Consider the following 12,850-nt stretch of genomic DNA (forward strand, 5'->3'; position numbering starts at 1 on the left):
ACGGGCGGGTCACGTTGCGCGTTGCAGCGGACTTTCAGTCCGTGCGACTTTCTCGTCAGGCCAGGACGTCCTGGAGGTCGTTCAGCAGCGCCGCCTTGGGCTTCGCGCCGACGATCTGCTTCACCGGACGGCCGCCCTGGAACAGGATCAGCGTCGGGACGGACATGATCTGGTAGTCGCGGGCGATCGACGGGTTGGCGTCGATGTCGACCTTGGCGACGGTGAGCTTCTCGCCGTGCTCGGCCGCGATCTCCTCCAGCACCGGCGCGACCATCTTGCACGGGCCGCACCAGGTCGCCCAGAAGTCGACCAGCACGGGCTTCTCACTGGTCAGCACGTCGTCCGCGAACGACTTGTCGGTCACCGTGACGGTGGCGCCTGCCATGTTGCTCTCCCTAAGAGGTCTCGCAGAAGGAACTTCAGTTGCTCTTGCCGTAGCCGCCGCCGACGGCCTCGGCGGCGATCTCGGCCTGCTCGGTGCCGTGCTCGGCGAGCCACCGCTCCGCGTCGATCGCCGCGGAGCAGCCGGAGCCCGCGGCGGTGATCGCCTGGCGGTATTCGTGGTCGACCAGGTCGCCGGCGGCGAACACGCCGTCCAGGTTCGTGTAGGAGGACTTGCCCTTGGTGAGGACGTAGCCCTCCTCGTCCAGGTCGACCTGGCCCTTCACCAGCGCCGAGCGCGGGTCGTGGCCGATCGCGAGGAAGAAACCGGTGACGGGCAGCTCGGACTCGGCGCCGGTCTGGGTGTCCCTGACCTTGATGGACGACACGGTGCCGTCACCGAGGACGTCGGTGACCTGCGTGTTGAGCTGCCACTTGATCTTGTCGTTGGCGCGGGCGCGCTCCAGCATGACCTTCGAGGCGCGGAACTCCTCGCGGCGGTGGATGACCGTCACGGACTTGGCGAAGCGGGTGAGGAACGTGGCCTCCTCCATCGCCGTGTCGCCGCCGCCGACCACGGCGATGTCGTGGTCGCGGAAGAAGAAGCCGTCGCACGTCGCGCAGGCCGACACGCCGCGGCCGAGCAGCTCCTGCTCACCGGGGATGTTCAGGTACCTGGCGGCGGCGCCCATCGCGAGGATGACGGCCTTGGCCTCGTAGGTGACGCCGTTGGCGACGACCTTCTTCACCGGGCCGGTCAGCTCGACGGACTCGACGTCCTCGGCGCGCAGCTCGGCGCCGAAGCGCATGGCCTGCTCGCGCATCTGCTCCATGAGCTCGGGGCCCATGATGCCGTCGCGGAAGCCGGGGTAGTTCTCGACCTCGGTGGTCGTCATGAGGGCGCCGCCGTACTGCGAACCCTCGAAGACCAGGGGCTCCAGCTGCGCGCGTGCCGCGTAGACCGCCGCGGTGTAGCCCGCCGGTCCCGATCCAATGATGATCACGTTGCGCACGCTCACGGCTCTGCAACTCCTCGATCTCGTCGTCTGACTGCCTCAACGGATCGTAGGTGCAGCTGATTCCGTGACTTGAGCGACTACCTCGCCTTGATCGTGGTGTCGGCCAGAACGCCCTGCGGCTTGTCCGGTCCGCAGGTGTCCGGGTCCAGCACGACCAGCCGGTACTGGCCGAGACCGGCCGGCAGGATCGCCATCACGGCGTCCCTGCCCTCCAGGTTGACCGGGCTGATGCCGAGCGGGTTGCCCGAGCTGGTGATGCCGCCGCCCTTCAGACAGCCGGCGAGGCGGTCCGAGGTCTCCAGCGGCCCGTAGTTCTGGGCCTTGAGCACCTCGCCCACCGCGGAACCCAGCTCGTCGCGCTTGAGCGCCAGAGGAGGGGCCTGAGCCGAGCCGGACGACGTCGCCGCCGGTGGCTGCGCGGTGTCGTTCGACTTCTGCTGGGCGCCCGGCGACATGGCCAGGACGATGCCGAACGCGGCCGCGGCGGCGACCAGCACACCGGCGCCACCCATCCCCAGCCTGCGGTTGCGGCGCTTGCGGGCGTCGTTCAGCGAGACCACCGGGGCGATGCCCGGACGGGCCTCGGCCGCCAGCGCGGCGTCGATCCGCGCGGCCACGTGGTCGGGCATCGGGATCGGGGGCAGCGCCTCCAGGTCCGCCAGCGTCGCGTCCAGCGCCTGCAGGATCTCCCGGGCCTCCGCGTCCGCCTCGACCCTCGGGCGCAGCTGTGCGGCGACCTCAGGGGGCAGCACGCCCGCGTGCAGGTCCGCGATGAGGTCGACAGACCACGGCGGACCCATCGGCACGCGCTCCATGCCGGTCATCGACCCTCCCACTGACGTTGCTCTTGCACATTCACACCGTCAGCTGGGACGTTCGCATCTGCGATTCGGTTCCTGAGGTGCCCGAGAACTTTGGCGAGCTTGGCGCGCCCTCGCGCGCACCGGCTCTTGACCGTGCCTTCCGCGATGCCCAGCAGCCGCGCCGTCTCGGCGACGGAATAGCCCTCGACGTCGACGAGCACGATGGGCGCCCGCTGCTCCTCCGGCAGCTCCATCAGCGCCTGCTGCACCATGAGGCTGGTCTCGCGGTCGCTCATCGCGTCACGGGGAGCGACGGGCTCGCCGGGGCCGGCCTCGGGCAGCGGCACTGTCGGTCTTGTTTGCCGGCGTCTCATCCGGTCGAGGCACGCGTTCACCACGATCCGGTGAAGCCAGGTGGTGACCTGTGACTCGGCGCGGAACGACGCCGCCGCCCGGAAGGCCGAGATGAACGCCTCCTGCAGCGCGTCCGCGGCCTCCTCGGGATCGCGCAGCGTGCGCAGCGCCACCGCCCACATCCGGTCGCGGTGCCGTTTGACCAGCTCCGAGAACGCGTAGGGGTCACCTGCGGCGTGGGCCGAGATGAGATCGGCGTCCGAGCTGGCTGCGGCGGTCACGGGGAGGACTTTAGCGGCGGTGATCACAGATCACCCGGACAGGTCTGCTCAAAGCGCCTGCGTAGTCCTACTGGGCTCGCGTGTAGAGGACCTCGCGGATCTCGGACTGGTTCTTGCCGCCGCCGGAGCTCGTCAGCTGCGTGATCCAGACCAGGACGTGCCCGGTCGGCTCGTGCTCGTTCAGCTGGATCTGCGTCTGCCCGTCGGACAGGTCCGCCACGCCGATGACCTTGGTCTCCTCGAGCGGTGAGTCCAGCGCGGACGCCACCCGGATCTCGACCTTCGTGCCCTTGCTGGGTGAGGTGATCGTGATCGAGGCCAGCTTGACCGGCTCGGCGAACGACGCCATCAGCCCGATGCCCGGCTTCAACGTCGGGAAGGGCTGGAAGTAGTTGTCGGTCCGCCAGAACGTGCTCGCATTGCTGTCGACGGCCCTGCTCGCCTGGTTCGCGTTGTCCGCCTGGTTCGTGACGTCGTAGACGCCGATCTGGCCGGGCTGGACCGGTCCGGCGGGCGCCGGCACGGGCGCGGACTGGCCGTTCGACCCCGGCTGGTTGATCACCACGGTCGGGCCGCCGCCCTTGGAGGGCTCGTCGCTGAAGAACCCGACGATCTGCACGCTCAGCCACACGATCACGGTGAGCGTGGCGAGGGCGAGCACGCCGACGCTGATCCACAGCTTCTTCTTCTGCTGCTTGTCCTGCCTCGGCCGCTGTGTCGTCCACACGACCTTGTCGTCGTCATCGCGTGCCGACGACACGGGCGGGATGAGCGCCGTCTGGGCCTCCTCGGTCGCGATCTGGTCGAGGACCTGGAGGATCGCCGCGGACGTGCGGATGCCGCCGACCGACGTGTCCTCCAGCGACCGCACCGCCACGGACGACAGGTCGTGCGGCAGGTACGGGTGCAGCGCGTTCGGCGCGACCACGGAGCCGTCCGGCCCGGTCGGGGCCACCGGCACGCCCTGGGGGCCGCCCGGCAGCGCCCACCGGCCGGTGAGCAGCAGGTACAGGATCGCGCCGAGGCCCTTGACGTCGTCGCGCGCGATCGCGTCCGGCCGCGGACCGGGGAACGCGAGGCGCAGGCGGCCGTCCGAGGTGACCCGGATGCGCTGCGGGTGGTCGGCGCCCAGCACGAGGCCGGCGTGGTGCGCGCCCTCGATGGCGGCGCCCAGAGGTTCGAGCAGGCGGGTCGCGGCACCCGCCGGCAGCGGGCCCTCCGCGATGAGGTCCACCAGGTCGGTGCCCTGGGTCCACTCGGCGACGACCATGCCGAGGATGCCCTCGTCCGGGCGGATGCCGGTGCCGGGCGTCAGCACGTCGATCACCCTGGACACACCGGGGTGCGTGAACGACGACGCGTGCATCGCCCGCTCGACCGTCCGGCGGGCTCGGGCCGCGGCCTCGTTGTTCGCCAGGTCGCCCAGCAGGACGGTCAGTGCCACGTCCCGGTTGAGCTGACCGTCCCTGGCACGCCACAGCTCCGCGTTGGACCGGGCGTCTGCTCCCGATTTCGCGAGCAGCCGGTAGCGGCCGTTGCCGATGACACCGCCGGGGACCAGGGCGGCGTGGACTCCGCTACTCACGGAGACCAGGTTACGGGAAGGTGGTCACGGCCTGGAGTCATCGGCGCCGCACCAAACGGTTGATCTTGGCGATCGCCGGTTGCATCTCGGGCACCCGGAACGCCGCCAGCAGGCCGTACGAGAGCGGCAGGCCGACCAGCGTCACCAGGACGACCTCGACCCAGCTCGACGCGATCACGCTCGAGAAGCCGACCAGGTCCTGCACCAGCCAGTTCAACCCCTTCGCGACACCGAAGGCGAGCGAGGAGGCCACGACGGTCAGGCAGAGGGTCCAGATCGTGAAGCCGGTGCGCAGCCGGCCGAGGCGGACCCGCAGCCACACCTGGCCGACGACGGCGCCGAAGACGAAGCTCAGCGACATGGCGAGCGACACACCGACGGCGAGCTGCTCGGCGTCGCCGGGCGCGGCCACCTCGCGGAAGAGGAACAGCAGCCCGATGCGCACCGCGACGATCAACGCCTGGATGACCGTCGGCGTACGGGCGTCCTTCATCGCGTAGAAGACCCGCAGCTGCAGCAGCGTGATCGCGTACGGCACCAGGCCGAACGCCGAGAGCGCGAGCGCGAGACCGATCCTCGTGCCACCGGTGACGCCCGAGGCGCCCAGTGCGAAGACGGCGAGACCGATCGCCAGGCCGGAGGCCGTCATCAGCGCGCTGAACGGCATCAGCAGGATCGCCGACATGCGGTTGCCGAACAGCAGGTCGCGGACGATCGACTCGTTGTCGTCGTGCGCGGCCGCCCGGCTCATCTTCGGCATCAGCGCCGTCAGCAGCGAGACGCCGAGGACGCCGTAGGGCACCTGCGCGATCAGCCACTGGTAGTTGAACGCGGTCAGCGTGCCGGAGGCGCTGGTCGCGACCTTCGTCAGCACGGTCATGCTGGCCAGGCCGAGGCCGACGTAGAGCAGCACCCAGAACGCCAGGCTGCCGAACTCCGAGAGGCGCGAGTCCCAGCCGAACCGCCACCTGAACTTGAAACCGGTCTTCTTCAGGGCCGGGAACAGCACCGACGCCTGCACCAGCACGCCGAGCGCGGTGCCGAGACCGAGCACCAGCAGGTGCGTGTCGGTCATCCGGACCGGGTTGAGCGTGAGCTCCCCCGGCAGCATCGCGTAGACGCCCAGCACCACGATCACGACGATGTTGTTGAGCACCGGCGCCCAGGTCGGGATGCCGAACACGTGCCGTGCGTTCAGCACGGCGCTGAGCAGCGCCGTCAGGCCGTAGAAGACGATGCCCGGCAGGACCAGGTAGGCGAACGCCGTGACGAGCTCGGGGTTCGCGTTCTCCGAGTCGGAGATGTAGATCTTCGTGAGCAGGGGCGCGCAGGCCATGGCCACGACCGTGCCGATGCCGAGGATCAGCGTGCCCATCGAGATGAGCCACTGGGCGTAGGACTCGCCGCCGTCGCCGTCCTCCTTCTCGGCGCGGACCAGCAGCGGGATCGCCACGCTGGTCAGCACGCCGCCGAGGAGCAGCTCGTTGATCATGGTCGGCAGCGTCGACGCCGCCTGGTACGAGTCGCCGAGCGTCTCGGCGCCGATCACCGCGATCAGCAGCACCTTCGACAGCAGGCCGGTGGCTCGGCTGACGATCGTCGCGATCGCCATCGAGCCGCTGGCCCTGGCGACCGACGGTGCCTGCTTGTGCTGCTCTGGTTCGGTGGTCGTGGCTGTCTCGCTCACGCGCTCGACTTCTCCGGTGTGACGTTCTCGATGGACGGTGCCTCGCCGTTCTCGCCGTTGCGAGCACGGACCCGCTTGTAGATGCGCCGTCCCGAGAGCAGGACGAGCGCGATCCCGGCGATCACGGTGACGATCACAGTGATGGTGCCGTAGGCGGACGACGACACCTCCAGCTTGACAGTGTCCCCCAGCGGGACGCCCTCCGGAGTGGTCAGCCGGACGGTGACCGGGAAACGGCCGGAGCGCAGCACCTCGACCGGGACACGCACGACGCGCTCGCCGCGGGCGGGGAGCACCTGGTCGGCGAGGTCGAGCTTGCGGATGCCGGGGGTGTCGGCGAGGTTGATCCGCACGGTCACGCGCACGTCGAGCTTGTTGGTGATGGTGACCGGGATCGGGCTGTCGCCGGAGCCGAGCAGGATCGGGCTGTTGGGCTGCGTCACGCCGACCATGCCGGTCAGCGCGTCGATCTCGCCCTGGCTGATGACGGCCGCGGACCGCGCGCCCTCCTCGTTCTGCCGCCAGGCACCGGACATCACGCGCAGCAGGCCGAGCCACAGCGGACCGGACAGGTCCGCCGGTGACGCGTGGGCGCTGTCCTCCTGCTGCATGGCCGCGACCAGGCCGTTGAGCTCCACGCCCTGGTTCGCCACGGAGTTCGTGATGACCGGCGAGATCTCCCGCGCACCGGCCTCCGCCGGGTACGCGACCTTGGCGGTGGTCACCGACGGCGTGGCCGCGGTGAGCTGCTCGAGCCCGGTCTGGGTCGCGTAGCCACCGGCCAGCAGCTTCTGCGCGGCGGCCAGGAACTCGGTCATCTCCGGCAGCGGCGCGTGCCAGCGGCGCGGCGGCGCGACCAGGACGTTGCGGCCGTCGCCCTGCCACCCCGCGCGGAACACCAGGACGGCGAGCGCGTTCTGCACCGACACCGGCTGGCTCTCGACCGGCGCGGCGACGCCGGACAGCGTGCGCGGCCGGGAGTCGCTGCCCTGCAGGGCGTCCGAGACCATCGAGTCGATCTTCACCGCGGTCACCGGGTTCTTGCCGCCGATGCCGACGGGGGCCGTTCCGGGCGCGTCCGCGAGACCGGTCGGGTCGAGCAGCAGCGACTTCACGCCCGTGCCGGGCCTGTCCGGCACGGGCGTGACCAGCTCGTCGAACGTCGACTGGTCCAGCACGCCGTCCTCGGGCCACACCAGGTTCGGCAGCGGCCGCACGGACAGGACGTCCTGGATGAGCTTGGGGCCGTCGCTCACCGCGAGCGTGCGCATCGTGCTGAGCTTCGCCCTGTTGAGCGCCACGAGGTCGGCGTCGGCGTACGGCAGGGCCATGACGCAGCGGCCGGTGACGGCGAGCTTGAGCCGGTCGAGCCACAGCTTGGCCTCGACCCTGCCCTTGCCCTCGGCGCCGCCGCGCACCGTGTACCCGGTGCTCATCGCCTGGACGGTGCGCAGCAGGTCCGGGTCGATGGCCACGCACATCGCGGTGCTCATCGACGCGATGGCCTGCTCGTAGGCCTGCAGCAGGCCGTACAGCCGGCCGTTGACCGAGAGCGACGCGGCGAGCTCGTCGTCGACCAGCTCGGACCGGCCCTCACCGCCGAGCCGGACCAGCCGGGGGCGGTCCGCGATCGGCCACAGGACCGTGAGCTGGGCTCCGGCGCCCGGCTTGCCCTTGGTCTCGCCACCGGGCACCCCGAGCACGGGCAGCAGCGTGGACAGCGCCGCGAGCCGCGCCTGGCCGCCGTAGTCCGGCCTGCCGTTGACGTTCGCGAGGATCGGGTAGATGCCCGGCCGCTCGACCTCGAGCGACGTCGGCTCCGTGCCCCGCAGCGGCACCTCGAGCGTGAAGTCCTTCTGCTGACCGGACTCGAGCTCGGAGGCGACCTGGGTGAACCTGGGCTGCACCGCCTCGGCGGCCGCCGGCTCCCGCAACGCCTTGCGCAGGTCGTCCTCGGCCTCGAGCGGCTCGCCGCGCTCCAGGCGCAGCACGATGTCGGAGACCTTGCGGTCGCCGACGTTGACGATCCTGCCGGTGATCTTGACGGTGGCCGGGGAGTCGCCGGTGACGAACCGGGGCGTGAGCTGGTCGATGTCGAGCCGCAGGAACTGCGGCTGCGGCTGGCCGGGCTGGGCGGAGAGCGACCTGGTCGCCCACACCTGGGTGGCGGGCTCCGGCATGAACGGCAGCGCGTCGATCCCGTCCGGTTGCGACTGCTCGACGGCGCCCGCGGGCGGCGCTGTGATCACCAGGAAGGCGGCGACAGCGGCTGTGCAGACGAACTTCTTCAGGCTCACGCCGACTCCGCCCCGTTCCGGCAGCGGTCGGAGAGCAGTTCGGCGGCTCGGCGGACCAGGCGGCGCTCGTCGGCATACGCGAGTCGCTCGTCCAGTTCGCCGAGTGGCACCCACGCCACCTCGGTGACCTCCACGTCTTCGTCGGAAAGCTCTCCCCCCGTCGCTTCGAGGAGGAAGTGGTGAACCGTCTTGTGCACCCGGCGGTCGTCCGCGACGAACCAGTAGTCGATCGACCCCAGCGGGCGCAGCACCCTGCTATGAATACCGGTCTCCTCGGCGACCTCGCGCACCGCGGTCTGCTCCGCGGTCTCGCCGGCCTCGACGTGACCCTTGGGCAAAGACCACAGCAACCGGCCCCGCCGGTCAAGTCTGCCGATCACCGCGGCCCGCTGCTCGCCGTCGAGCACCAGGCCACCCGCCGACGTCTCGTCGACCGTCCTGAGCCGCCTGCCCCGTCGCCTCTTCCGGCGCCCCGGCTGGGGGCTTCCTCCGGAACGCGCTGCTGACGAGGGCATACGGCCGATCGTACTTACGAACCTTGAGTACGCTGGTTTCCCGTGTCTCGACCGCTCCAGCAGAATGCGGTGGTGGAACAGCCCACCATCACACCAGTCGTCGCTGAGCTCGCCGCTCGGTTCACCGCCGGCGGCAAGCGCCTCTACCTCGTGGGTGGAAGTGTGCGCGACGCCGTGCTGGAACGCCCGACGAACGACTTCGACTTCACCACGGACGCGCGTCCGGCCGAGATCCAGCAGCTGCTGAGCGGCTGGGCGGACGCGCAGTGGGACACCGGCATCGCGTTCGGCACGGTCGGGGCGTCCAAGAAGGGCGAGATCATCGAGATCACGACGTTCCGCGCGGACGTCTACGACGGCGTGACCCGCAACCCGGAGGTCACGTTCGGCGACTCGATCGGCGGCGACCTGGTCCGGCGGGACTTCACCGTCAACGCGATGGCGTTCGACATCGCGGCCCGCGAGTTCGTGGACCCGACCGGTGGCCTGCAGGCGGCCCGCGACGGCGTGCTGGACACGCCGGCGACCCCGCAGGAGTCGTTCGGCGACGACCCGCTGCGCATGCTGCGCGCGGCCAGGTTCGTCTCCCAGCTCGGCTTCACGGCGGCGCCGAGGGTGGTCGAGGCGATGCGGTCGATGGCAGGCCAGCTCACCCGCATCACGCCGGAGCGCGTGCAGGTGGAGCTCTCGAAGCTCCTGTGCGGCGCGCACCCGCGCCGCGGCATCGAGCTCATGGTCGAAACCGGGCTGGCCGACGTCGTGCTGCCCGAGCTCACGGCCATGAAGCTGGAAATCGACGAACATCATCAGCACAAGGACGTCTTCGACCACTCCCTGGTTGTCCTCGAGCAAGCCATTGATCTCGAAGACGACGATCGGTCACCCGACCTGGTGCTGCGGATCGCCGCGTTGCTGCACGACATCGGCAAGCCGGCGACCCGCAGGTTCGAGCCCGGCGGCGGCGTCTCGTTCCACCACCACGAGGTCGTGGGCGCGAAGATGGTCCGCAAGCGCTTGCGGGCGTTGCGGTACTCGAAGGAGATCACCGAGGACGTCGCGAAGCTCGTCTACCTCCACCTGCGCTTCCACGGCTACGGCAACGGCGAGTGGACCGACTCGGCGGTGCGCCGGTACGTGACGGACGCCGGTGACCTGCTGACGCGGTTGCACAAGCTCGTCCGTGCCGACTGCACGACGCGGAACAAGCGCAAGGCGAACCTGCTGCGCCGGACGTACGACTCCCTGGAAGAGCGCATCGCGCGCATCGCGGCCGAGGAAGACCTGGCGCGCGTGCGCCCGGACCTCGACGGCAACGAGATCATGAAGCTGCTCGGCCTGCCGCCGGGCCGCGAGGTCGGTGCCGCGTGGAAGCACCTCAAGGAGCTCCGCCTCGACCGCGGGCCGCTGGACCGCGACGAAGCCGAGGCCGCCCTGCTCGACTGGGCCCGCGAGCAGGGGATCACCCCTCCCTCTCGTGACTCATAGTGAGTGGATGAAATCCCCGCGTTAGCGAACTGTCAGCGCGGGGATGCACCATGGGTAGTGCGTCAGGGAGCGCATGGGGGTGGTGCAGATGTCGTCACGAGGACTTTTCGCAGGTCCAGCGGTGTATGACCTGGACGTGCTGACCGATGACCAGCGGGCTGTGCTGAGGTGTCTCGCCCGAGGTCACGCCGACCACGAGATCGCACGCGTGCTCGGCTTCGCCCTGCAGAGGGTGGTGGACGAGGTCGCGGACATCCTCCAGCGCCTCGGTCTACCCGATCGAGTGGCTGCTGTCGTCTTCGCGCACGAGGCCGGCATGTTGCACCTGCCGTTTCCGCGCTGACAGCAGCAGGTAGGCGCCCAGTCCGACCAGGTAGAGGCTCGCGGCGACGAGGATGAGGGCGGGCGAGCGCCCGTCCAGGGGGACCACCGTCGCCGTGATGGACACCGCGGTGACCTGCGCGATGTTGAAGAGGGTGTCGTAGAGCGCGAACACGCGCCCGCGCACCTCGTCGCCGACGTCGTGCTGCACCGCGGTGTCCACGCAGAGCTTGACGACCTGACCGGCGAAGATGATGACGAAGCTGGCCAGCAGGACGGTCACGAGCGTCATCGGCAGCCCGAGCCCGACCTGGGCGGCGGACGTGAGCAGCAACGCGCCGCAGATCGTGCGCTTGACGCCGAACCTGTCGACGATCCGGTCCGTCAGGACCCCGGCGAGCAGCACACCGGCGCCGCCCGCCACCGCGACCTCGCCGAGCCCGCCGAGGCCGGCCTTGAGGATGCCGACGTCCTCCAGGGTGTGGCGCATCAGCAGCAGCGTGATCATGAGGCTCATGCCGAACGCCGCCCGGTGCGCGAGCAACGCGGCCAGCCCGGCCGTGACGCTCGGCGTGCGCCAGGTCGCCTTCGCCCCGTCCAGCAGACCGCGGGCGACGGCCGTGACCGCGTTGTGCGGCTCGTCGATCTCGTCCGGCCCGAGCACGCCCGCCTTGAACCGGCTGGCGATGAACGCGCTGAGCAGCAACCCGGCCACGGCGATGCTGGTGGTCCACGCCGAACCGCCGTCCCCCGCGCCGAGCAGCGTGCGGAACCCGATGGCGCTGGCGGCGCCGATCACGGCCATGACCGCTCCGGCCGTCGTGGCCAGCGCGTTCGCCTCGACCAGGTGGTCCTCGTCGACGACGTGCGGCAACGAGGCGCTCAGCCCGGATCCGACGAACCGCCCGATGCCCATGACCACGAGCGCGGAGACGTAGAGGGGGAGCCCGCTCAGCCCGGCACTGACCGCCGCCGCCGTGAACAGCACGAACACGGCTCGCGTGACGTTGGCCACGACGATGACCCTCTTGCGGTCCCACCGGTCGAGCAGCGCCCCGGTGAAGGGGCCGATCAGCGAGTACGGCAGCAGCAGCACCGCGAACCCGGCCGCGATCGCCGCGGGGTCGGCCTGCCGCTCGGGGTTGAAGAGCACCGCACCGGCGAGCCCGGCCTGGAAGAGCCCGTCACCCCACTGCGAGGCGAGCCGGGTGGCGAGGAGCCTGCGGTAGGCGGGGATGCCGAGGAGCCGGCGTGATCCCCAGTGGTGCTTTCCCACCGCAAGCGTTGTCACACTCGCACTGTATGCGCGTTGGGGTGAAACCACGAAAGCCGGACCTCACGGTCCGGCTCCCCTGGATCGGATGCCAGGTCGCCTCACGGCGCGATGCACTACGCGGCTCCAGCCGAACGGTATTCCGCGAAGGCGGTTGTCTGTTGAGCCCGGGGGACACAAAGACATCCGACACTTGAGTCTAACGGGACGCGGGCCTGAGTTGTTCCGGCGATCACGGGTGATTTCATGGTGACGTGCGTCCCGATGCCGAAGTCGAGCCAGGCTCCCTGTTGGTTGCCGCTCCGAGCCTGAACGACCCGAACTTCAAGCGCACCGTCGTGTACGTCATCGATCAACGCCCCGAGGGGTCTCTCGGGGTAGTGCTGAACCGCCCGTCCGATGTGGCTGTGCACGACGTGCTGCCGCCGTGGGGTTCGCACGTCACGAAGCCGCGGTGCATCTACATCGGCGGGCCGGTGGAGCAGAAGACGGCGCTGTGCCTCGCCGCCCTGCAGGCCGGCACCGACCCCGCCACCGTCGAGGGCCTGGTCGCCGTGCAGGGCCCGGTGGCGCTGGTCGACCTCGACGCCGAGCCGGACGACCTGATGCCGCTGGTGCGCGGCCTGCGGGTGTTCGCGGGCTACAGCGGCTGGGGCGAGGGGCAGCTCGAGGGTGAGATCGAGCGCGGCGACTGGATCGTCGTGACCGGGCTGGCCGACGACGTGCTCGTGGGCGCGAACGTCGACCTGTGGGGTCGCGTGCTCCGCCGCCAGGGCATGCCGCTGGCGCTGCTGTCGACCTACCCGAAGGACGTCCGCGACAACTGAGTCAGGACTGATTCACGTGAAA

General features: G+C 70.2%; 12 protein-coding genes. 3 read left to right on the forward strand and 9 right to left on the reverse strand.

Annotation, left to right across the window (positions count from 1 at the left end; all coding sequences use genetic code 11):
- Positions 1-55: 55 nt before the first annotated feature.
- The 8 genes from trxA to BLQ91_RS29255 form a co-directional block, all read right to left on the reverse strand.
- Entirely contained in the window at positions 56-385 is a 330-nt protein-coding gene (gene trxA / locus BLQ91_RS29220) for a thioredoxin (RefSeq protein WP_090101891.1), read from the reverse strand.
- Positions 386-419: 34 nt separating this feature from the next.
- Positions 420-1,400 (reverse strand): thioredoxin-disulfide reductase, encoded by a 981-nt coding sequence (gene trxB, locus BLQ91_RS29225; RefSeq protein WP_090101893.1) that lies wholly within the window; start codon positions 1,398-1,400, stop codon positions 420-422.
- Between the two features lie 77 nt (positions 1,401-1,477).
- The gene (locus BLQ91_RS29230) at positions 1,478-2,224 is read right to left on the reverse strand and encodes a hypothetical protein (RefSeq protein WP_245733879.1); all 747 of its coding nucleotides are present in this window, start codon (positions 2,222-2,224) and stop codon (positions 1,478-1,480) included.
- The gene (gene sigM / locus BLQ91_RS29235; protein WP_090101895.1) at positions 2,221-2,838 is read right to left on the reverse strand and encodes an RNA polymerase sigma factor SigM; all 618 of its coding nucleotides are present in this window, start codon (positions 2,836-2,838) and stop codon (positions 2,221-2,223) included. The genes BLQ91_RS29230 and sigM overlap by 4 nt, the downstream gene beginning before the upstream one ends.
- Positions 2,839-2,905: 67 nt before the next feature.
- Positions 2,906-4,423, reverse strand: coding sequence for a protein kinase family protein (locus BLQ91_RS29240; protein WP_090101897.1), 1,518 nt, complete (start codon positions 4,421-4,423; stop codon positions 2,906-2,908).
- A gap of 37 nt (positions 4,424-4,460) precedes the next feature.
- Positions 4,461-6,110 (reverse strand): murein biosynthesis integral membrane protein MurJ, encoded by a 1,650-nt coding sequence (murJ, locus tag BLQ91_RS29245; protein ID WP_245733880.1) that lies wholly within the window; start codon positions 6,108-6,110, stop codon positions 4,461-4,463.
- On the reverse strand, positions 6,107-8,407 hold the full coding sequence (locus BLQ91_RS29250) for a DUF6049 family protein (protein ID WP_090101899.1): 2,301 nt from the start codon (positions 8,405-8,407) through the stop codon (positions 6,107-6,109). The genes murJ and BLQ91_RS29250 overlap by 4 nt, the downstream gene beginning before the upstream one ends.
- Positions 8,404-8,922 (reverse strand): NUDIX hydrolase, encoded by a 519-nt coding sequence (locus BLQ91_RS29255; RefSeq protein ID WP_090101901.1) that lies wholly within the window; start codon positions 8,920-8,922, stop codon positions 8,404-8,406. The genes BLQ91_RS29250 and BLQ91_RS29255 overlap by 4 nt, the downstream gene beginning before the upstream one ends.
- A 42-nt stretch (positions 8,923-8,964) precedes the next feature.
- Between BLQ91_RS29255 and BLQ91_RS29260 the strand changes: the two genes are divergently transcribed.
- Together BLQ91_RS29260 and BLQ91_RS43850 are read left to right on the forward strand one after the other, a co-directional pair.
- The gene (locus BLQ91_RS29260) at positions 8,965-10,407 is read left to right on the forward strand and encodes a CCA tRNA nucleotidyltransferase (protein WP_090101903.1); all 1,443 of its coding nucleotides are present in this window, start codon (positions 8,965-8,967) and stop codon (positions 10,405-10,407) included.
- Positions 10,408-10,495: 88 nt separating this feature from the next.
- Positions 10,496-10,750, forward strand: a complete 255-nt coding sequence (locus BLQ91_RS43850) for a LuxR C-terminal-related transcriptional regulator (RefSeq protein ID WP_425412560.1) — start codon at positions 10,496-10,498, stop codon at positions 10,748-10,750.
- Here the strand turns inward: BLQ91_RS43850 and BLQ91_RS29270 are convergent.
- A complete protein-coding gene (locus BLQ91_RS29270) occupies positions 10,679-12,019 on the reverse strand; it encodes an MFS transporter (protein WP_245733881.1) in 1,341 nt (446 codons plus the stop codon). The two genes, BLQ91_RS43850 and BLQ91_RS29270, sit on opposite strands and share 72 nt — an antisense overlap.
- Before the next feature lie 236 nt (positions 12,020-12,255).
- Here BLQ91_RS29270 and BLQ91_RS29275 point away from each other — a divergent pair, with 236 nt between their 5' ends.
- Positions 12,256-12,828, forward strand: coding sequence for a YqgE/AlgH family protein (locus tag BLQ91_RS29275; RefSeq protein ID WP_090101909.1), 573 nt, complete (start codon positions 12,256-12,258; stop codon positions 12,826-12,828).
- The last annotated feature ends 22 nt before the right edge of the window (positions 12,829-12,850 follow it).

This window comes from Lentzea jiangxiensis (assembly GCF_900104175.1).
GTDB lineage: Bacteria > Actinomycetota > Actinomycetes > Mycobacteriales > Pseudonocardiaceae > Lentzea > Lentzea jiangxiensis.